This is a genomic window from Nesterenkonia aethiopica, from assembly GCF_039534665.1.
GTDB lineage: Bacteria > Actinomycetota > Actinomycetes > Actinomycetales > Micrococcaceae > Nesterenkonia > Nesterenkonia aethiopica.
This window is the reverse complement of sequence record NZ_BAAAVT010000012.1, coordinates 1-20,771: the sequence shown is the minus strand read 5'-3', so window position 1 is coordinate 20,771 and position 20,771 is coordinate 1. Positions and strand designations below refer to the sequence as shown.

General features: G+C 68.0%; 17 protein-coding genes. 5 read left to right on the top strand and 12 right to left on the bottom strand.

Annotation, left to right across the window (positions count from 1 at the left end; all coding sequences use genetic code 11):
- Window positions 1-27: 27 nt before the first annotated feature.
- The 10 genes from purU to ABD658_RS09995 form a co-directional block, all read right to left on the bottom strand.
- The gene (gene purU / locus ABD658_RS10040) at window positions 28-897 is read right to left on the bottom strand and encodes a formyltetrahydrofolate deformylase (RefSeq protein ID WP_344681886.1); all 870 of its coding nucleotides are present in this window, start codon (window positions 895-897) and stop codon (window positions 28-30) included.
- Entirely contained in the window at window positions 876-1,586 is a 711-nt protein-coding gene (locus tag ABD658_RS10035) for a sarcosine oxidase subunit gamma (RefSeq protein ID WP_344681888.1), read from the bottom strand. Before ABD658_RS10035 ends, purU begins: the two co-directional genes overlap by 22 nt.
- A complete protein-coding gene (locus tag ABD658_RS10030; protein WP_344681890.1) occupies window positions 1,579-4,494 on the bottom strand; it encodes a sarcosine oxidase subunit alpha family protein in 2,916 nt (971 codons plus the stop codon). The genes ABD658_RS10035 and ABD658_RS10030 overlap by 8 nt, the downstream gene beginning before the upstream one ends.
- A complete protein-coding gene (locus ABD658_RS10025) occupies window positions 4,491-4,793 on the bottom strand; it encodes a sarcosine oxidase subunit delta (RefSeq protein ID WP_070162146.1) in 303 nt (100 codons plus the stop codon). The genes ABD658_RS10030 and ABD658_RS10025 overlap by 4 nt, the downstream gene beginning before the upstream one ends.
- Before the next feature lie 30 nt (window positions 4,794-4,823).
- Window positions 4,824-6,041 carry a sarcosine oxidase subunit beta family protein gene (locus ABD658_RS10020; RefSeq protein WP_311024874.1) on the bottom strand — a complete coding sequence of 406 codons (1,218 nt, stop codon included), beginning with the start codon at window positions 6,039-6,041 and terminating at the stop codon, window positions 4,824-4,826.
- On the bottom strand, window positions 6,041-7,333 hold the full coding sequence (gene glyA / locus ABD658_RS10015; RefSeq protein WP_344681893.1) for a serine hydroxymethyltransferase: 1,293 nt from the start codon (window positions 7,331-7,333) through the stop codon (window positions 6,041-6,043). The genes ABD658_RS10020 and glyA overlap by 1 nt, the downstream gene beginning before the upstream one ends.
- A 133-nt stretch (window positions 7,334-7,466) precedes the next feature.
- Window positions 7,467-8,885 (bottom strand): L-serine ammonia-lyase, encoded by a 1,419-nt coding sequence (locus ABD658_RS10010; protein WP_344681895.1) that lies wholly within the window; start codon window positions 8,883-8,885, stop codon window positions 7,467-7,469.
- Between the two features lie 2 nt (window positions 8,886-8,887).
- The gene (locus tag ABD658_RS10005) at window positions 8,888-10,087 is read right to left on the bottom strand and encodes an aromatic ring-hydroxylating oxygenase subunit alpha (RefSeq protein WP_085437199.1); all 1,200 of its coding nucleotides are present in this window, start codon (window positions 10,085-10,087) and stop codon (window positions 8,888-8,890) included.
- A gap of 45 nt (window positions 10,088-10,132) precedes the next feature.
- On the bottom strand, window positions 10,133-11,350 hold the full coding sequence (locus ABD658_RS10000; protein ID WP_344681898.1) for an NAD(P)/FAD-dependent oxidoreductase: 1,218 nt from the start codon (window positions 11,348-11,350) through the stop codon (window positions 10,133-10,135).
- Entirely contained in the window at window positions 11,350-11,694 is a 345-nt protein-coding gene (locus tag ABD658_RS09995) for a bifunctional 3-phenylpropionate/cinnamic acid dioxygenase ferredoxin subunit (RefSeq protein WP_070160584.1), read from the bottom strand. Before ABD658_RS09995 ends, ABD658_RS10000 begins: the two co-directional genes overlap by 1 nt.
- Before the next feature lie 137 nt (window positions 11,695-11,831).
- Here ABD658_RS09995 and ABD658_RS09990 point away from each other — a divergent pair, with 137 nt between their 5' ends.
- The 4 genes from ABD658_RS09990 (at window position 11,832) to ABD658_RS09975 (ending at window position 17,124) form a co-directional block, all read left to right on the top strand.
- Entirely contained in the window at window positions 11,832-12,605 is a 774-nt protein-coding gene (locus tag ABD658_RS09990) for an IclR family transcriptional regulator (RefSeq protein ID WP_311024879.1), read from the top strand.
- Window positions 12,606-12,722: 117 nt separating this feature from the next.
- Window positions 12,723-15,263 (top strand): GcvT family protein, encoded by a 2,541-nt coding sequence (locus ABD658_RS09985; RefSeq protein WP_344681903.1) that lies wholly within the window; start codon window positions 12,723-12,725, stop codon window positions 15,261-15,263.
- An 89-nt stretch (window positions 15,264-15,352) separates the two neighbouring features.
- The gene (locus tag ABD658_RS09980) at window positions 15,353-16,447 is read left to right on the top strand and encodes an S-(hydroxymethyl)mycothiol dehydrogenase (RefSeq protein WP_070160580.1); all 1,095 of its coding nucleotides are present in this window, start codon (window positions 15,353-15,355) and stop codon (window positions 16,445-16,447) included.
- Between the two features lie 14 nt (window positions 16,448-16,461).
- Window positions 16,462-17,124: an MBL fold metallo-hydrolase gene (locus ABD658_RS09975; protein ID WP_070160578.1), complete on the top strand. Its 663-nt coding sequence runs from the start codon at window positions 16,462-16,464 to the stop codon at window positions 17,122-17,124.
- Window positions 17,125-17,207: 83 nt separating this feature from the next.
- On the opposite strand, the gene ABD658_RS09970 is transcribed toward ABD658_RS09975, so the two are convergent.
- Both ABD658_RS09970 and ABD658_RS09965 read right to left on the bottom strand, forming a co-directional pair.
- Window positions 17,208-18,584 carry an APC family permease gene (locus tag ABD658_RS09970; protein ID WP_344681906.1) on the bottom strand — a complete coding sequence of 459 codons (1,377 nt, stop codon included), beginning with the start codon at window positions 18,582-18,584 and terminating at the stop codon, window positions 17,208-17,210.
- On the bottom strand, window positions 18,581-20,212 hold the full coding sequence (locus tag ABD658_RS09965; protein ID WP_344681908.1) for an amidohydrolase: 1,632 nt from the start codon (window positions 20,210-20,212) through the stop codon (window positions 18,581-18,583). The genes ABD658_RS09970 and ABD658_RS09965 overlap by 4 nt, the downstream gene beginning before the upstream one ends.
- A gap of 165 nt (window positions 20,213-20,377) precedes the next feature.
- On the opposite strand from ABD658_RS09965, the gene ABD658_RS09960 reads away from it, so the two are divergent.
- Window positions 20,378-20,771: IS1/IS1595 family N-terminal zinc-binding domain-containing protein (locus ABD658_RS09960; protein WP_425574503.1), on the top strand; the 394-nt coding region annotated here is incomplete at its 3' end.

The following is a 20,771-nucleotide window of genomic DNA, read 5'->3' as shown; positions in this document are numbered from 1 at the left end:
GCGGATGCTCTGCGGCTGATCCGCAGCTCAGCGGAGCACGACGGTCTTGCCGCCGTGGAGGATGACCCGGCCTTCGGCGTGCCAGCGCACCGCATCGGAGAGCGCCTTGCATTCGGTGTCCCGTCCGGCGGCCACCAGGTCCTCAGGTCCGTGGGTGTGGTCCACATCCAACACCTGCTGGGCGATGATGGGACCCTCATCGAGCTCCCTGTTCACGTAGTGCGCCGTGGCGCCGACGGTCTTCACACCGCGCTCGAAGGCCTGGTGGTAGGGCTTGGCGCCCTTGAAGCTGGGCAGGAACGAATGGTGGATGTTGATCACCCGTCCCTCCATGCGAGTGGCCAAGGAGTCGCTGAGGATCTGCATGTACCGGGCCAGCACCACCAGATCGATCTCCAGGCGATCCACCAGGTCCAGCAGCTGCTGCTCGGCCTGCGGCTTCGTCTCCGGGGTCACCGGGATATGGACGAACGGCACATCATGCCATTCGACCAGCCGCTGATGATCCGGATGGTTGGACACCACCGCGACGATCTCGATGGGCAGATCACCCTTCCGGGTGCGGAAGAGCAGGTCGTTGAGGCAGTGTTCGAACTTCGAGACCATCACCAGCACACGGGGCTTGGCATCAGCGGCCCGCAGCGACCAGTTCATGCCGAAGCGCTCCGCCACCGGGGCCAGGTCCGCCTCCACAGCGGCCAGGGCGGCGGCAGCGTCGTCTGGGTCCCCACTCTCGGCCCGTGCCCGCAGGAAGAAGCGTCCCGCCCGCGGGTCATTGAACTGGGCCAGCTCCATGATGTTGCACCCGTGGGCCAGAAGCACCTCGCTCACGGCATGGACGATCCCCAAGGTGGAAGGGCAGTCCAGGGTCAGGATCATCCCACGGTCGCTGGGCATGTGGCCTCCTCAGGCTGGTCGGTCGGGGTCGAGGCCGGCCGGTGCTCACGTGAGGCGTCGAGCAGCCAGCGGGCCACATGGTCGGCGAAGGAGATCCGCGGCATCACGCGGAACGTATCCGAGTCGGGGCCCTCGTCATGCCCGTTCCCGGTGCCGGTTCCAGAGCCGGTTCCAGTGCGCCACAGCAGCACCGGCACCAGGCTCAGCGTGGTCACCACCGCGGAGCCGGGCGGCAGCCCCCGAGGGTGCAGGTCCACCGGCACGCCCTTCTCCAGCACGTCGCGGGCACGATCCCCGGAGATCTCCAGAATCGTCCGGTTGGCGGAGAGGTCCACCACCTGGCCGGGGTGCTCCCCCAACGCGTCGGTCAGCGCGACCAGCAGGTCGTGACGATCGGTCTCGGCGACGACGAGGAACTCGTCGGGCGCCAGCCACAGGGCCGCCGTCGTGGCGGGGTCTCCGCACACTTCGCCGACGCCGGAGGGAAGCCCGGCGTCCAGGGCCTCGGAGATCGCCTGGTGCGCCGCACCTCCCGGAGCCGCCCGGACTCCGATCTGTGTGGTGAATGCGATCTCCCGGACGCTGAAGCGCTCCGGGGCCGCGGCGGAGCCTGCGGCGAGGGTCTGGTGCAGATGCGCCAGTGGAGACCGTCTGAGCGCGGCGGGTCCTGACGTGTGGATCTCAGCCATCGCGGCGACTCCCTTCCGGGTCGTAGAGGACGGTGGGTTGGATGAGGACGTCGACGAGTCGGCCGTCCACCGGGGTGCGCAGCGTCTCACCGATGCGCTCTCGGCCCCGGGAGATCAGCGCCAACCCGAAGGTCCGGCCCAGGGCGGCCGACCGGTACGACGAGGTCACCCAACCCTCCATGGGCACCGGAATCTGGGCGACGTCGGTGTCGGCGGCGATCAGCTGCGCCCCTTCGAGGAGTCGGTGCTCCGGGTCCGCCGGCAGCACGGAGACCAGCTGCTTGCGGTCTTCGCGCTGGTTGTCCGGACGCGCGTAGGAACGCTTGCCGATGAAGTCCTTGCGGGTCGAGACGACCCACTCCATGCCGGCGTCCTGGGGCGTGACGGTGCCGTCGGTGTCCTGTCCGACGATGATGTACCCCTTCTCGGCGCGCAGCACGTGCATGGTCTCGGTGCCATAGGGGGTGATGCCGTAGGGAGCCCCCGCCGCGGCGATGTCCTCCCAGACCTGTGACCCGTACCAGGAGGCCACATTGACCTCGAAGGCCAGCTCCCCGGAGAAGGAGATCCGGCAGACCCTGGCGGGGATGCCGGAGGCCAGAGTCGTCTCCCGGAAGGCCATGAACTCGAAGGCCTCCGCAGAGACGTCCAGGTCGGGGGCCAGCTCAGCGATGACGTCGCGGGACCTCGGCCCGGCCACAGCCACGGTGGCGTACTGCTCCGTGACCGAGGTGCACGTGACGTCCAGGTCCGTCCACTCGGTCTGCAGCCACTCCTCCAGCCAATCCAGGACACCGGCCGCCCCACCGGTCGTGGTGGTCATCAGATACCGGTCCTCGTCCAGACGCAGGGTCACACCGTCGTCGAAGATCATCCCGTCAGCGCCACACATCACCCCGTAGCGGGCCTTGCCGGGAGCGAGCTTCTTGAACGCGTTCGTGTAGATGCGGTTGAGGAACTCTCCGGAGTCGGCCCCGCGGATCTCGATCTTGCCCAGGGTGGTGGCGTCCATGAACCCCACGGACTCCCGCACCGCGGCGCACTCACGAAGCACCGCCTCATCCATCGACTCACCCTCCTGGGGGAAGTACCAGGGGCGCTTCCACTGGCCGACATCCTCGAAGACAGCCCCGTGGGCCACGTGCCAGGAATGCATCGGCGTGATCCGGGCCGGGTCGAAGAGATCTCCACGACGCCGTCCGGCCAGTGCGGCGAAGGACACCGGTGTGTACGGGGGCCGGAAGGCAGTGATCCCGATTCCCTGCGGGTTCTCCTTGCCCAGCAGCACCGCCAACGCGCCGATCAGCGCCGCACTGCTCGTCTTGCCCTGGTCATGGGCGGTGGAGATCGAGGTGTACCGCTTGACGTGCTCCACCGAGCGCATCCCGGCCCCAGCGGCGCGCATCACATCGGCCACCGTCTGATCCCGCTGAAAGTCCACGAAATGGTTCCGGTACGCCTCGGCGTCGGCGAGATCATCATGGCCCGGCGCCGGCACGAGCCATACCGGACGGGCGGGTGCCAGAGCCTCCGGATCCGCCTGAGGAACCTGCGGGGTGCGGGCGAAGCCTGTGTCACCGGCTGCCGCGGCCCCAGCGTCGGCACCTTCCTGCAGCGCCCCAGCAAGGTCGAGACGACCGTTGATCATGCCTGCGGTCCGCTGGCCGGCCACCGGCCTCTCCGGCACGAAGGCCGCCAGGGAGTCTTCCCAGCGGATCCTTCCCTGCCGCTGGGTGTGCAGGTGGATCGTCGGGGTGAACCCTCCGGAGAGGGCGAGCACATCGGTCTCGACCACCGTGACCGCACCGGTGAGCGTGCCGTCCTCGGCCAGTCCACTGATGCGCACAGCGGCCAGGTCTCCCTGATCGTCGGCGTCGGTGGCCGCCACCACGGAACCGGCGTGCACGGGCACGCCTGCGGCCTGGGCGCGGCGGGCACGGTCCGAGAGCTCCGGCCGGGAATCGACCACCGCGGCGACCTCGCCTCCAGCCTGCTGAAGGTCCTCCACCAGGTCATAGACCCAGTCGCCGGTGGTGGCGATGACGGTCCGCTCGCCGGCCAACACGCCGTAGCGGTTGAGGTAGCTGCGTACCGCGCCCGCCAGCATGATGCCGGGGCGGTCGTTGTCCGCGAAGACCAGATGCCTCTCATGGGCGCCGGTCGCCAGCACGACCTGAGAGGCCCGGATGTGCCATACCCGCTCGCGCGACACCCCATCGGCCCCGGCTCCCGAGAGATGGGCGCGCCGGCGTTCTACGGCGACCAGGTAGTTCGCGTCATAGCTGCCGATGGCCGTGGTGCGCTGCAGGTGCACGGTCTCCGGGCTGTCCGCCAGTTCTCCGACCACACCGCTGATCCAGGCCCGCGCGGGCTGTCCGTCGATGCGCGCGCTGCGGCGGTCCAACAGCTCGCCGCCGGCCTCGGCCTGCTCGTCCACCAGCATCACCCGCGCACCCGAGCGGGCGGCCTCACGTGCGGCGGCCAGACCGGCGGCCCCGGCACCGACCACCAGCACGTCGGTGTGGACGTGCTTGTGGTCGTAGTAGGCCTCGTCAGCGGCAGGGTCCAGAGTCCCCAGCCCGGACAGCAATCGGACGTCCATGCCCTCGGTGAGCTCCACCGCAGGCGCGGAGAGCATCGATTCGGTCACGGCCCCCGGCTGGTCGCCGCGCACGGAGATCAACGCATTGGGCTCCTCCACGCCGGCCGCGAAGATGCCCCGGGGGCGACCCAAGTAGATGGAGTCACCCACCCGCAGCCTCCCGGAGGCGAGCATCGCGCTGGCCACGATGTCACCCTGCACCCCGCTGATCGTCTCACCGTCGAGGGTGAAGCGGCGGGGCCGGGTGGTCTCCACACGGGCATGGGGTGCCGCCGCAGCAGGCAGGCGGCGCGAGGTCACGGTCATGGGTGGGCTCCTTCCTGCGGACCCTGGGGAAGGTCGGTCATCCGCCCGACGGGACGGGTCTCGTGGAACTCATAGGTGACGGTGTCCCGCACGGCGTCGAACCATTTCCGGCACCCCAGGGCGTGGACCCACCGTTCGGCGAATCGTCCCTTGGTGTTGTCCCGGTAGAACAGGAAACGCGCCCATGCGGCGTCGTCGAGGGCGTGCGGGTCCTCCGGGTAGGAGACCTCCGCCTGGCCCCCATAGGTGAACTCGTTCTCATTGCGGGGTCCGCAGTGCGGACAAGGGATGAGCATCATGTCAGGACCTCTTCGGGGAAGACGTGGGGGTCAGTGGGCGACGGCGGCGGCACCGTGTTCGTCGATGAGGTGCCCGGTCTCGAACCGGTCCAGGGCGAACGGCGCGTTGAGCGGATGGGGTTCGTCGTGGGCGATCGTGTGGGCGAAGGTGTACCCGGACGCCGGGGTCCCCTTGAAGCCGCCGGTCCCCCAGCCGCAGTTCACGTAGAGCTGGTCGACCGGCGTCTTGGAGATGATCGGCGAGGCGTCCAACGTGGTGTCCACGATCCCGCCCCAGGTGCGCAGCACGTGCGCCCGAGCGAAGATCGGGAACAGCTCCACTGCGGCAGCCATCTGCTCCTCGATGACGTGGAACGCCCCGCGCTGCCCGTAGCCCACGTACTGGTCGATCCCAGCCCCCATGACCAGCTCGCCCTTGTGCGCCTGAGAGACGTAGACGTGGACATGGTTCGACATCACCACCGTGGGGTGCACCGGCTCGAACAGCTCCGAGACCAGCGCCTGCAGCGGATGGGACTGGATCGGCAGCTCCAGGCCGGCCAGCCCGGCGACCACCGAAGAATGCCCGGCCGCTGCGAGGGCGACCTTCCCCGCGTGGATCCGGCCTCTACTGGTCTCCACCCCGGTGACCCGGTCCCCCTCGAAGAGGAACCCGGTGACCTCGCAGTTCTGGATCAGATCCACTCCGAGCTCGGAAGCGCGCCGCGCCAAGGCCCAGGCCACATGGTCATGCTTGGCGATCCCTGCCCGCGGCTGGAAGGTCGCCCCCATCACCGGGTATCGGATGTCGTCACCGATGTTGAGGATCGGGCAGACCTCTTTGACCTCCTGCGGGCTCAGCCACTCGGCGTCGACCCCGTTGAGCTTATTGGCCTCCACGCGCCGCACCGACTCCCGGACGTCCTCCAGGGTGTGCGCCAGATTCAGCACTCCGCGCTGGGAGAAGAGGAAGTCATAGTCCAGCTCATCTGGCAGCTGCTCCCAGAGCTTCAGGGACTGCTCATAGATCGCTGCGCTCTCATCCCAGAGGTAGTTCGAGCGGATGATCGCCGTATTGCGGGCCATGTTCCCACCGGCCAGCCACCCTCGCTCCACCACCGCGACATTGGTGATCCCGTGGTGAGCCGCCAGATAGTACGCGGTGGCCAGCCCATGGCCCCCTCCACCGACGATCACCACGTCATAGGACCGCTTCGGCTCCGGGTTGCTCCAGAGGAAATCCGGGTGCTCCGGCAGCATCTCAGCCATCAGACGACCTCCTGCATCGTGGTCTCGAGGTGGGGGTAGAGCGGGAACCGGGCCGTCAGGGCGGCCACTCTCGCACTGAGCTCGACGCGATCCCCTGCGGTGAGGGTCGGCGCCAGCGCATAGGCGATGATGTCTGCCACCTCGCGGAACTCCTCGGCACCGAAGCCGCGGGTCGCCAGTGCGGGGGTACCGATGCGCAGCCCGGAGGACACCATCGGCGGGCGCGGATCGAAGGGCACGGCGTTCCGATTGACCGTGATGCCGATCTCGTGCAGCCGGTCCTCCGCCTGCCGGCCGTCCAGCTGCGAGTGGCGCAGGTCCACCAGCACCAGATGCACGTCGGTGCCTCCGCTGACGAGTGTGATGCCTGAGGCCGCCACGTCCGGCTGCAGAAAGCGGTCCGCGAGGATCTGGGCACCTTCCACGGTGCGCCGCTGGCGGTCCTGGAACGCCTCCCCGGCGGCGGCCTTGAACGCCACGGCTTTGGCGGCGATGACGTGCTCCAGAGGACCGCCCTGCTGACCGGGGAACACTGAAGAGTTGATCTTCTTGGCCAGCTCCGCCCGGGAGAGGATCACTCCACCACGCGGTCCACCCAGGGTCTTGTGGGTCGTGGTGGTCACCACATCTGCGTACGGCACGGGGTTGGGGTGGAGCCCTGCGGCCACAAGGCCCGCGAAGTGGGCCATGTCCACCATCAGGTAGGCCTCCACCTCGTCGGCGATGCGACGGAACGCCTCGAAGTCCAGCTGTCGAGGGTAGGCGGACCAGCCGGCGATGATGAGCTTCGGCCGGTGCTCGCGGGCCAGCCGAGCGACCTCCTCCATGTCGATGAGGTGGTCGGTCTCGCTGACCTGATACGCCACAGCGTCATAGAGACGACCGGAGAAGTTGAGCCGCATGCCATGGGTGAGGTGACCACCATGAGCCAGGTCGAGGCCGAGGATCGTGTCTCCGGGCTGCAGCAGGGCGGCCAACACCGCGGCATTGGCTTGGGCTCCCGAGTGCGGCTGCACGTTCGCCGCCTCGGCGCCGAAGAGCTGCCGCACGCGGTCCAGAGCGATCTGCTCGACCACGTCCACGTGCTCACAGCCGCCGTAGTAGCGGGCTCCCGGGTATCCCTCGGCGTACTTGTTGGTCAGGACCGAGCCCTGAGCCTCCATGACCGCTGGTGAGGTGAAGTTCTCCGACGCGATCATCTCCAGCGTGTCGGACTGCCGCTGCCGCTCCGCGTCGATCGCCGCAGCGATGTCTGGGTCGTCTCGACGGAGCGAGGCGAGGGTGTCGTTCATGTCTCCGGCTCCTTCTGTGGTCGGTCCGTCCCGACCTGTCGTCGTCTCCCGGCGGCGTCTTCTCTGCCGCGTCACCGGGAAGATGTCACTGTCACGTCGGGGATGTCACTGCGTGGGGCTCACTGCGTGGGTCTCAACATTCGATGACGTTGACCGCCAAGCCGCCCTGAGCGGTCTCTTTGTACTTCGAGGACATATCCGCCCCCGTCTCACGCATCGTCACGATCACCTCGTCCAACGAGACCCGATGCTGGCCATCACCCATCAACGCCATCCGCGCCGCATTGACCGCCTTGGTCGCCGCAAGCGCATTGCGCTCAATGCAGGGCACCTGGACCAACCCCGCGATCGGATCGCAGGTCAGCCCGAGATTGTGCTCCATCGCGATCTCCGCGGCATTCTCCACCTGCTCCGGACTGCCCCCGAGCACCTCGCACAGCCCCGCAGCCGCCATCGAAGACGCCGAACCGACCTCCCCCTGACACCCCACCTCAGCACCAGAGATCGACGCCTGTTCCTTGTACAGCACCCCGATCGCCGCCGCAGCCAGCAGGTACCGCACCACCGCTTCCTGGCGATCCTGCGCCGCGATGAACGAACCGCCCGGCCCATAGTGGGTCGCGTAGAACCCCACCGCCGGAATGATGCCGGCGGCCCCGTTGGTCGGTGCCGTGACCACCCGGCCGCCCGAGGCGTTCTCCTCATTGACCGCCAGAGCCACCAGATTCACCCACTCCTGCCAATAGGCATACGACCGATCCGGATCCTGCTCGGTCAGACGGGCATGCCAGCCCGGGGCACGACGCCGCACCTTCAACCCACCCGGCAGCTCCCCCGACCGACCCAGCGCAGAGTTCTTACAGTCCTCCATGACGGCCCAGATATGCAGGACCCCTGCCCGGACCTCCTGTTCGGAACGCACCACCGTCTCATTGGCCATCATCACCTCCGAGACCGAGAGCCCAGCATCCCGGCAATGGCCCATCAACTCCGCAGCCGTGGTGAACGGATACGGCACCGCCGCCTCCGTGGACTCCACCACCTCACCCAGAGAGGCCGCCTCCGCCTCGGCCGCGGTGACCACGAACCCGCCCCCGATGGAGAAATACGTCTGCTCCGCCAGCTGAGCCCCCGCAGCATCGACCGCGGTGAGCACCATCCCATTGGAATGCTGCGGCAGAAACGTCAACGGCCGCTGCACGAAATCCTCCACCCGCAGGGCCACATCCACCCGGCGCCCCACCTGGGCGCCGACCTGGACCGTCCCCGTGGCCCGCATATCGGCCAGCCGCTCCTCGACCTGTTCGGGCAGGATCGCTTCTGCGTCCCAGCCCTCCAGGCCCAGCAGCACCGCATCGAAGGTCCCATGCCCCTGCCCGGTGGCGGCCAGGGAGCCATAGAGGTCCACCCGGACCTCAGCCAAGCCGCCCAGGTCGTCACCGGCAGGCAGCTCCTCGACCACGAACCGGCGCGCTGCCCGCATCGGCCCCACCGTATGCGAGGACGACGGACCGATCCCCACACTGAACAGGTCAAACACACTGATGGGCATGCTCAGGCCTGTGCCGCCGTCGTCTGCTCGTCGCGGACCTGCTCGGGGGCGCGCCATCCCAGCGCCGCGTACCACCAGTCGTGGAACTCGCTGATGTGATGCTCGCTGGGAACGAGTGCTCCCCCGGAGGTGTAGGCGCTGGAGGACATCGAGGGCTGGGTGTACTCACAGGCCTCGAAGTCCTGTTCATTGACCCGGTGGAACAGCTCCACCGACTTGGAGACGTCGAGGGTTCCGGCGTTGATCTTCTCCACCACCTCCGGAAGGAAGAGCCAGTCGCAGACGACGATCGTCCGGCTTTCCGAGACCGGGAACATCCGGTGGATGATCACATGGTCCGGCACCGTGTTGATGAAGACCTGCGGACGGACGGTGATCGCGTAGTACTTGCGCTCCTGGTCGGGCGCGATCGCAGGAATCTCAGCCACGCCCGAGGAACCGTCGACGGTGAAGCCCGTGATCTCGTCGCCGAACGAGGCGCCGTGGACCACGCCGTCCTTCCGCTGGGACGCCAGGCCGTCCGCGAACTCCGGGATGACCTCGGTGAGCTCCGGGTGGATGGTCGCGCAGTGGTAGCACTCCATGAAGTTCTCGATGATGAGCTTCCAGTTGGCCTGGACGTCGTAGGTCTTCGTCTCGCCACAGGCGAGGTTCTCGATGCCGTAGTTGTCGATGGACTCCACCTCGCCGAAGCTGGTGCGGACCTCACCGAGGACGGCCTCATCGAAGTTCGGCGGCTCCTCCGCCAGACACACCCACACGTAGCCCAGCCACTCCCGGACGTGGACCGGGCGGAGTCCGTAGGCCTCCTGGTCCACATCGGGCATCGAGGTGAGGTTCGGTGCGGCGACCAGCTCCCCCTCGAGGGCGTAGGTCCACGCGTGGTACCCGCACTTCAGGGTCTTGCTGCGTCCTTCACCCGTGGTGCAGATGCGCATGCCGCGGTGGCGACAGACGTTGTAGTAGGCGGCGATGCCGGCCTTCCGGGTGCGGACGACGATGATCTCCTCGCGGCCGACGGTGACCGTCTTCCACGTGCCGGCCTGCGGCAGGGAGTCCGCGCGGAGCACACAGTTCCACTGCTTCTCGAAGATCTCCGCCTGCTCCTGGGTGAAGATCTCAGGATCGGTGTAGGCCACGCCCGGCGGGGTCGGCCGCAATGAGGATCCGGGAAGGGGCTCGTCCAAGTGATCGATGATCATGGGTGCGTGTTCTCTCTTTCCTGGGTGTCGGGACCGGGTCGGAGGTCAGGCCACCAGCACGTCCGCCGCGCGGACCTGGCGCTGCTTGCGCCAGCGCTTGACCTCGCGAAGGCGGTTGAAGCCGAGAATCCCCACCTCGGCGCCCTCACGGAGATAGCTGACCAGCAGATCGGCAGTTTCGATGCTGCCGTCGATCACCCGTACCTCGTCGGCCTGGCTGATCCGACCGGCTCCCTGAATCTTCACGTCGTACTGCTCGGACCAGAAGTACGGCTCCTGGAACGGCGCAGGGGCGGCGCCGGTGAGCGAGGCGGAGAGGATGCCTGCCTGCTCGACCGCCTCCTGCCACTGGCCCACGGGGCGCAGGCCCGAGGCCTGGGAGGCCCACTGCGCGCAGTCCCCCGCAGCCCAGATGCCGGGCATCCCGGTGAATCCTGTGTCGTCGCAGAGGACTGCTCCGCTGGTGGGGTCAAGGCTGAGGACCCCGTCCCGCAGCCAGGCGGTCGCGGGGGTCGCCCCGATGGCGCAGATTACGATGTCTGCCTCCACGGTGTGGCCGTCCGCCAGGACGAGCTCCTGACCGCCCGGGACGTCGCGGACCGAGGCCGCACGGCTCGGCGGCGCGAAGTGCACGCCGCGGCGCTCGTGCAGCAGCCGGACGGCCTCGCCCACGGGCGCCCCCAGACGCGCGGCCCCCGGGTGGTGCTCACCTGCCGCGACGGTGACCGACGCAGCCCCGCGCTCCGCGCAGGTGGCTCCGGCCTCCAGCGCCAGGAACCCGCCGCCCACGATGGCGATGCGCTGGTCCTCGACGACCCTGCTGCGCAGCGCGAGGGCGTCATCGATGTTGCGCAGCACGAAGGTGGCCTGACCCGAGAGGGGCAGCCGGGAGGCCTGCGCGCCGGTGGCGATCACCACCGCGTCCGCGTCATGGAAGCGACCGTCGGAGGTCTCGACTCCCAGGGGCTCCGCGGAGAGGCGCTCGGCGGCGGCTCCGCCGAACCAAGTGACATCGAGCGGATTCTCCGGGTCGTCGAGCACCAGGTGCTCGATGCCCGCCGCTCCGCTGAGGAACGCCTTGCTCAGCGCAGGACGGTCGTAGGCCGGGTGGAGCTCGTCCCCGAGCACCGTGATGGGGCCCTGGTGCCCGTTGGCCCGGGCTCCGCGCGCCACGTGATAACCGGCCAGGCCGGCTCCCACGATCAGCAGGTGCCCGTCGACGGGCAGTCCCGCTCCGTACATGGTCATCGATGAGTCCAGCATCAGACAGTCACCCCCGGGGGAAGATTCGGTGCATCTTGGGACAGCTCGACGAGCACGTCGTCGCCGCGGACCTCGACCTGGTGGACCCGCACACCGCGCTTGGCGGGCGGCTGGTCGACGTCTCCGGTCAGCAGGGAGAACGTGCTCTCGTGCAGAGGGCACTCTACTCGGCAGTCCTCCAACCATCCGGCGGCCAAGGAGGCCTCCTGATGGGTGCAGGTGTCGTCGATCGCATGCACCTGGCCGTCCTCGGTCAGGAACACCGCGATCGGCGGAGTCACAGAATCGATGCGCAGACCTTCTCCTGGAGTCAGGTCCTGCAGGGAACAGACGCGGACACTCATTTGCCATCACCACCGGTTTCACCTAGTGTTGCTAATAGCGCAACATGATTTATAGTGCGCAACACGTTGTGTGACCTATGCTTCACTGCCCACGAGGGGTGCGTCAAGAGGCCATCCGAAGAATCTGGAGTTTTTTCATGACGTCCGAGAACCTGACTCGCATCCAGTCCGTCGACCGCGCCGCTCAGATCCTCCGACTCCTGAGCGAGTCGCCGCTTCTGACGATCGCGGAGATCGCCCGGGAGCTCGACGTGCACCGCTCCACGGCGTTCCGACTGCTCGGCACGCTGGAGGCCCACGGGCTCGTCGAACAGGAGCGCGAACGGGGCGCCTTCAGGCTCGGCATCACCCTGCTGCACATGGCCAACTCAGTGGCGGCGCAGATGGATTTCTCCAAGGACGCCCAGGCCTGCTGCGACGCCCTGGCCCTGGAGCTTCAGGAGACGGTCAACGTGGCCATCCTGGACGACGGCTACGCCGTGACGATCATCCAGGCCGCGGACGACCAGATGCTCAGCGTGAGCCATCAGTACGTCGGACAGCGCGGCCCCCTGCATGCCACATCCACTGGAAAGATCCTGCTCGCCCACGCCGACCAGGACGAGTTCGACCGACTCGTGGAGCGCGGACTGGACAGCTTCACCGGCATGACCATGACCGACCCGGAAGTCCTGCGCAGTGAGCTGGAGACGATCCGGCATCGCAGCTGGGCCTCCGCCGTGGCGGAGTGGGAACAGGGCATCAACGCCCTGGCGGTCCCCGTCCGCGGCAAGGACGGCCAGGTGGCCGCCGCCCTGTCGATCACCGGCCCGTCCTTCCGGCTGCCGGAATCACGTTTCGCCGAGCTCGCCGAGACGCTCAAGAGGGAGGCTCGCACCCTGGAGGTCAGGATGGGGTACTTCGGAGGCTGAGCTGGCCACGATTCAGGAAACACCCAGGGTGAACCCCTTGTGCCATAAAACACACGGCCTCTAGGCTGGTTGCGCACAGAACATCTCGTTTCTTAATATGCAACGCCTGGAGGATGCATGTCGCACCACACTGCTCCGCACGATTCCCGTGTGGTCATCATCGGCCTGGGAGTGGTCGGCGCCGCCGTCGCCGACGAACTGGTCCTGCGGGGCTGGACGGACGTCACCGTCGTCGAGCAGGGTCCGCTGTTCGAGACCGGCGGCTCAAGCTCCCACGCCCCAGGTTTCGTGTTCCAGACCTCGCCCAACAAGGCCATGTGTGAGCTGGCCCAGCGCACCTTGGACAAGCTGGACGGCGCGAAGGTCGACGGACAGTGGGTGATGAAACGCGTGGGCGGCCTGGAGCTGGCCACCACCGCTGAACGTGTCGAGGAGCTGCACCGCCGGCATGACTTTGCGAAGTCCTGGGGTGTGCCCGCACAGCTGCTGACCCCCGAGGAGGTCGCCGCCCTGTGGCCCGACATCGACACCTCGACAGTGCTCAGTGCCCTCCACACACCGACCGACGCCGTGGTCAAGGGTGTTCGCGCCGTCGAGTTCCAGGCACGACGCGCCCAGGCCGGCGGGGCGCGACTGGTCAGCGAGACGCAGGTGACCGGAATCCGTCGCTCCGGCACCCGCGTCACCGGCGTCGAGACGGTCCCGGTCGGCTCCGACGCCGAACCAGAGGTGATCGAGGCCGACATCGTCATCTCCTGCGCCGGACTCTGGGGGCCGAAGCTGGCCCGCGAGCTGCTGGGCATGGACATTCCGATGCTCCCGGTCGAGCACGGATTCGGCTTCAGCCAGCCGATCGAATCCCTCGCGGGGCTCGACGACGCCACCGAGGTCGCCCGGCCGATGATCCGGCACCAGGATCACGGCATGTACCTGCGCGAATGGGGCTCGAGGATCGCGATCGGCGCCTACGAGCACCGCCCCCTTCCGGTGGCGGACCATGAAATCGCAAGCCCCGAGCAGATCCTCCGGCACGGCGGGCAGGCCTCCATCCACCCGTTCACGCGACAGGACTTCGAGGCCTCATGGGTGGAGGCCCAGCGTCTGCTCCCCGAGCTGCGCGAGACCACGCTGGACGACTCGCTCAGCTTCAACGGCATCTTCTCCTTCACCCCCGACGGCGGCCCACTGCTGGGACCGGTGCCCGGGATCGAGGGCCTCTGGATGGCCCAGTCCGTGTGGGTGACCCAGTCCGCCGGCGTCGGCGAGGTGGTGGCCCAATGGCTCACCACCGGTGATCCCGGCATCGACACCCACGGCCTCGACGTCGCCCGGTTCGACCCGCTTCTGACATCCCAGCGCTGGGCCCGCGAGCAGGGCGAGGAGTCCTATGACGAGGTCTACGACATCGTCCACCCCCGCGCGACGACTCTGCGTCTGCGGGGTCTGCGCACGTCCCCCTTCTACGAGCGGCAGCGGGGGCGCGGGGCGTCGTTCAGCTCGGCCAACGGCTGGGAGAGGCCGCTGTGGTACGAGTCCAATGCGACCCTTCCGGACATGCGTCCCGCGGTCCCCATGCTCGGCGACGCCACCCTGCCCACCCGCGACCAGTGGTCGGCGCAGTACTGGAGCCCGCTCGTCGCGGTCGAGGCCAGGCGCCTGCGCGAGTCTGTGGGCCTGGTGGACATGTCCTCTCTTCCCCGCTGGGAGCTCTCCGGCACCGGGGCCACGGAGTTCCTCGACGGCCTGGCCGACGACGGTCTGCTCAGCCGCCGTGTCGGACGCACGGTGGGAAGCATCGTCTACGCGCTCATCCTGGACGAACGGGGCGGCATCCTCTCGGACATCACGATCGCCCGCACGGCCGAGGAGACCTACCACCTCGGAGTCAACGGCAACCTCGACGCCGCCTGGTTCCAGATGATGATGAGGCAACGCTCCTATGCGCTGCACCTAAGGGACGCCTCCTCCGGGTCATGCGGGCTGGGGCTCTGGGGACCTCAGGCCCGCGAGGTGCTCCAGGGCCTCGTCGACGAGGACCTCTCCCATGAGGCGTTCCGCTTCTACCGCAGCCGCGAGCTCCACGTAGCCGGCGTTCCAGTGCTGGCCATGCGCCTGAGCTACGTCGGGGAGCTGGGCTGGGAGCTCTATGCACCGGCCGAGTTCGGCCGCCACCTGTGGGATGTCCTGATCGGCGCCGGGCGCCGCCATGACATCCTCCCGGTGGGGCGTCGCGCCTTCGAAAGCCTGCGCCTGGAGAAGGGCATGCGCCTGTGGGGCACCGACATGACCCGCGAGCACACTCCCCACGAGGCCGGCATCGAGTTCGCGGTCCGCGGTGCGGCGGCGGAGAAGCTCACCGCGATCGGCGCCGACCAGCCCAGCCGCAAGCTGGTGTGCCTGCTGCTGGAGGACCCGTCGAAGGTGCTCATGGGTCATGAGCCCGTCTATGCGGCGGGCGACGACGGCCGACCGATCGGCTATGTCACCAGCGCGGACCAGGGGTATGTCACCGGACAGTCGATCGCCTACGCCTGGGTGCCCGCGGAGCACTCTGCCGCGGGCACCGAGGTCGAGGCGTCCTACTTCGGCCGCCGCCTCAGGGCGCGCGTGGCCGAGGAGCCCCTCTTCGACCCCAGCGCCTCGCGCATGAGGTCTTGAACCCTCTCCCCTCGGCGGGCCTACCATGGCTCATCCGCCGCCCACACCTGCCACCAACGATGTCACCTGCCTGAAGAGGAGCCCCTGAAATGCCCTATACCGTCAACGCCGTGGTCGTCACCGCTCAGGACGCGCCGGCCACGGTCGAGCAGATCGTCGTCCCCGATCCGGGCCCCGGGGAGGCCGTGGTCGATGTGCTCACCTGCGGCGTCTGCCAGACCGATCAGCACTACCAGAAGGGCATGATCGGCCAGAACTACCCCTACCTGCTCGGGCACGAGGCCACCGGCCGCGTCGCCGCCGTCGGCGAGGGGGTGACGTCGGTCAGCCCCGGGGACACAGTGATCCTGAACTGGCGCGCCGTCTGCGGCGAGTGCCGTGCCTGCCGCCGCGGCAAGCTCCAGTACTGCTTCAACACCCACAACGCCACGCAGAAGATGACGCTGGCCGACGGCACTCCCCTGGAGCCGGCCCTGGGCATCGGAGCGTTCGCAGAGAAGACGCTGGTCGCTGCCGGGCAGTGCACCGTCGTCGAGGACACCGAGGACGAGCACAACGCCGCCATAGGGCTGCTCGGCTGCGGGGTGATGGCCGGGATCGGGGCGGCCATCAACACCGGTGAGGTGGCCCGCGGGGAGTCGGTCGCCGTCATCGGCTGCGGAGGCGTGGGAACCGCAGCCATCGCGGGGGCGCGACTGGCCGGAGCCACCACCATCATCGCCGTGGACCTCGACCCGCGGAAGCTGGAGCAGGCCCGGCAGCTCGGCGCCACCCACACCGTGGAGGCAGGTGGCACCGATCCGGTGGAAGCCATCCGTGAGCTCACCGGAGGCCATGGCGCCGACGTCGTCATCGACGCCGTCGCCCGGCCCGAGACCTATACGCAGGCCTTCTACTCACGTGACCTGGCCGGCCGGGTGGTCCTGGTCGGCGTCCCTGATCCCTCGTGGAGCGTGGAGCTGCCGATGATCGACCTCTTCGGCCGGGGCGGCTCCCTGAAGTCCTCCTGGTATGGAGACTGTCTGCCCAGTCGAGACTTCCCCTACCTGGTGGATCTGTACCGCCAGGGGCGCCTGGACCTCGATGCGTTCGTCACCGAGCGGGTCCGCCTTGACCAGGTCCAGGAGGCCTTCGAGACCATGAACCAGGGCGACGTGCTGCGCAGCGTCGTCGAGATCGGCTGAGAGGAGCCCACCCGATGGCCACCACGGCACGCATCGAACACCTGATCACCGCAGGCACCTTCTCCCTGGACGGAGGGACATGGGAGGTGGAGAACAACGTCTACCTCGTCGGTGACGACGACGAGGTGCTGATCATCGATCCTGCCCATGACGCCGAGGCTGTGGCGGAGCAGGTCGGAGACCGCCAGGTCCTGGGCATCCTGCTCACCCACGGCCATGACGACCACATCCGTGAGGTCTTCGACGTCCAGCGCAAGGTCGGCGGACGTATCCACCTGAATCCGGCCGACCACGTCCTGTGGGAGCAGGTCCATGCCCATGCCCGTCCTGATGTGGAGATCTCCGACGGCGATGTCTTCACCGTCTCCGACACGCGCCTGACAGCAGTCCACACGCCCGGCCACTCGCCCGGCTCCACCTGCTTCTATGCGGAGGACCTCCCCCACACCGACGGGTCCCGCGGGTCGGTGCTCTTCGCCGGCGACACGCTCTTCCAGGGCGGTCCCGGGGCCACCGGTCGGTCCCACAGCAGCTTCGAGACGATCATCGAGTCGATCAGCGACCGGATCTTCGCGGAGCTGCCGGAGCAGACGCAGGTGCTCCCCGGACACGGCGAGTCCACCCGTATCGACAAGGAGAAGCCCTTCCTCCAGGAGTGGGTCGACCGCGGCTACTGACAGCCACCCTCACACAGAGACGTCCCCTGCGGGCCAGCGCGTGAACGGCTGGCCCGCAGGGGACGTCTCTGTGCGGGGCGGCACTAGCTGCTGGGGACGACCGAGTCCTCCACCTCCTGCAGGTCCATCGTGGGCGCCGGCCGGCGTAGGCCCCGTGTGATCACCAGCAACCAGACCAGGCCGACGCCGACCCATCCGAGACCGACCATGAAGGCGTCCGGGGACAGCGAGGTCCACAGCCACAGGCACAGCGTCACGCCGATCGCAGGCAGGACCACGAACCGGATGAGGTCTCCGCCGTGGCGGCGCCCCCTGTCGACCGCGTGGTACTTGATCACGGAGAGGTTGACGAAGGTGAAGGCGATGAGCGCTCCGAAACTGATCATGGCGGCGGCCAGCTCCAACGGCAGCACGAGAGCCAGCAGTGAGACGGCCCCGACGGCCAGCGCCGCCAGGTACGGCGTGCGGAACTTCGGGTGCAGCACGGCAAAGATTCGGCCGGGCATCGCGCCATCGCGGCCCATCGTGTAGAGGATGCGGGTCACGGAGACATGGGAGGCCGTCGCGGAGGCCGCCCCGCCGGAGATGAACGCGGCGGTGAAGAACGCCACCAGGAACGCCCCTCCGGCGCGCGCCATCACATCGGTGGCCGCGGTGTCCACGGAGCTGTAGGCCGTCCAGTCGGGGAAGACCAGGTGCCCCAGCCAGGAGAGGAAGATGAAGATCAGACCGGCGCTGAACGTGCAGATCAGGATGGCGCGCGGGATGGTGCGGGTGGGGTCTTTGGTCTCCTCGGACAGCGTGGAGACCGCATCGAACCCGAGGAACGAGAGGCACAGCACCGCGGCGCCGGCGATGAGCGCGGCGAACTGGAACTCCTCGTTGGCGAAGGGCGCCAGCGGGTCGATGGACGCGTCCTGGGCGGTGAGGGTCACGACGCTCATGATCACGAAGACCACGATGAAGACCACCTGGATCCCCACGAGCATGCTGTTGAAGCCGGCGGCCACCTTGATGCCGAGCACGTTCATCGCCGTGACGATCACGATGGCGGCCACGATGATCAGCCAGGCCGGCAGTGCGGGGATCGCCGCGTTGAGGTAGAGCCCGATGATCATGAAGTTGATCATCGGCAGGAAGAGGTAGTCGAGCAGCAGCGACCAGCCCACGAGGAATCCGAGGTTGGGCCCGAAGGAGCGCTGGGTGTAGGTGTAGGCCGATCCCGCCACCGGCAGCGCCTTCACCATCCGGGCGTAGCTGAGTGCGGTGACCAGCATGGCGGTCAAGGTGATGATGTAGGCCAGTGCAAGGTGCCCGGAGGTGATGGTGCTGACGATGCCGTAGGTGGTGAAGACCGTCAGCGGCACCATGTAGGCCAGACCGAACAGGACGGCGTAGGGCAGTCCGAGACTGCGTCTCAGCGCGGGAGTCTCGCTGACCGTCGTAGATGCTGTGCTCATGATGTGACCTCCTGGGTATGGTGGATGATCTCCCCTGCCACAGTGGTCAGGAGCACCGGGGTGGCGATGAGTTCGTCGGGGTCGGTCTCGACCGGGTCGGCGACCCAGAGCGCGAGGTCCGCCTGAGACCCGGGAGTGATCGTGCCGAGGTCGGCACGACCCAGGGCCTCGGCGGCCCACCGGGTGTACCCCAGCAGCGCCTCGACACCGGTGAGCCGCTGAGCAGGCTCGAAGACCGGGCTCTCGGGGTGGCCGGGACGGCGACGGAGGCGCGCCCAGGCAAGTCCGAGGCGGGCGTCGCTCTCGGCCACCGGCCAGTCGGAGCCCAACGCGATCCGCCCCCCGGCGGTGAGGACGTCTTTGACCCGCCAGGCACGGGATGCTCGTTCCTCCCCCAGCCGGGCCGCCCACGGGTCTGTGCCCTGCGCCTCCCGCCACTGCATGTGCAGCGGCTGCATGGAGGCCACGACTTCGGCCTCCACAAGGGAATCGACGTCATGGTCCGTCATCGTCTCCAGGTGCTCGATCCGATGCGGTGCCCCGGAGCCGGCTGACGGGTCGAGTCGGGAGTAGACCTCGGTGACGTGGGCGACGCCGGCATCGCCGCAGGAGTGCGTGGCCAGCTGGAATCCGGCCCGGTGGTAGGCCTCGGCGACCTCGGCGTAGCGGTCGACGCTGGGCCAGAACGGCTCGGCGGACTCCCCGTGGGTGTCGGGCTGGTGGAGCCAGGCGGTGCCGCCGTCGATGACCCCGTCGATGAACATCTTGATCATGCTCACGCGGAAGCGGCGGCCGGAGCTGCTCAGCAGCGCGATCCGCTGCGCGACGGCGGAGTCATCGTCACCGGGGTGATGCCACAGAGCTACCTGCAGGCGGACGGGCAGTCCACCGGGAAGCTCCTCCAACGCCTGCAACGTGGTCAGGGTCTTCCGATCGCCGTCCATGATGGTGGCGCCGGTGACCCCGCTGGCCGCCATCTCCAGCAACTTGGTCTGGACCATGCCGGCCAGCTCCTCAGCTGGTCCCTGGGGCACCGCGTCGAAGACGAGAGAGTACGCCGGAATCTCCCGGAGTTCACCGGTGGGCGTGCCGTCCTCGTCCACCACGACCTCGCTGGCGTCGGCGAACGTCTCGGTTCCGTCGACGCCGGAACGTTCCATCGCCACGCTGTTGGCCAGTCCGGTGTGCATGTCGAAGAAGCGCACGGCCAACGGGCGCCCGCCGGTGACGCCGTCGAAGTGATCCCCGCGGATTCCTGCTGTCTCGAAGGCCTTGTAGTCGAGATTCCAGCCGAGGATCCACTCTCCGGCCCCGAGCCGGGAAGCCTCCTCGGCGATGGCCGCCCGAACGGACTCCAGATCCGTCATGCCCCCGAAGTCGATGCCGACCGTCGCGGAGCACCCCAGGACGGGATGGCAGTGGGAGTCGATGAGGCCGGGAGTCAGCGTCGCCCCGGCCGCATCGACGATCCGGGTCTCGTCACGGGCGTGCGAGAGGATCTCCGCATCGCCTCCCACGGCGTGGATCATGCCGTCGGCCACGGCCACGGCGGTGTCGGCGACGATCGCCGCATCGCTGGCCGCTGTCATCGTGCGGATGCGGGCATTGTGGATGATCAGCTCGACCATACGGGGCGCTGCCTTCCTGGGAACGGGGACACTCCCCGATAAATGAACTACATTCGTTATCTGTTGTAGCTCAGAGTTATAGGCCAGAATGTGTGTACAGCACGGCCGGGGATCGTTGATATAGCGGGGATGTAGGGGCCTGCACATGCTTTGAAAGCATGTGGGGTGACTCCTCCCTCGAATCAGCCGGTCTGTGGTGTATACGGCACCAAGCTGGTTAAGAACGGCAAGACCAGCGCTGGGCGGACGCGGTGGCGGTGCAAGAACTGCGGTGCCTCGGCCACTCAGTCCCGGACTGATGTGACCCGCAGGGCTGAGATCACTGACTTCATCAGCTGGATACTGGGCCCCTCCTCGATGCCCCGGCACACCTATAGCCCCCGCACATTCCGACGCAGAACCTCATGGTGCTGGGATATCGAAGTCCCGCAGCCTGACCCGACCGGGGAGGTTCACCGGCAAGTCATCGTTGATGGCACCTACTTCAACGGATGGTGCGTGCTCATCGCTCACAACGGCACCCATGTGATCGGCTGGCAGTGGTGCGACAAAGAATCCA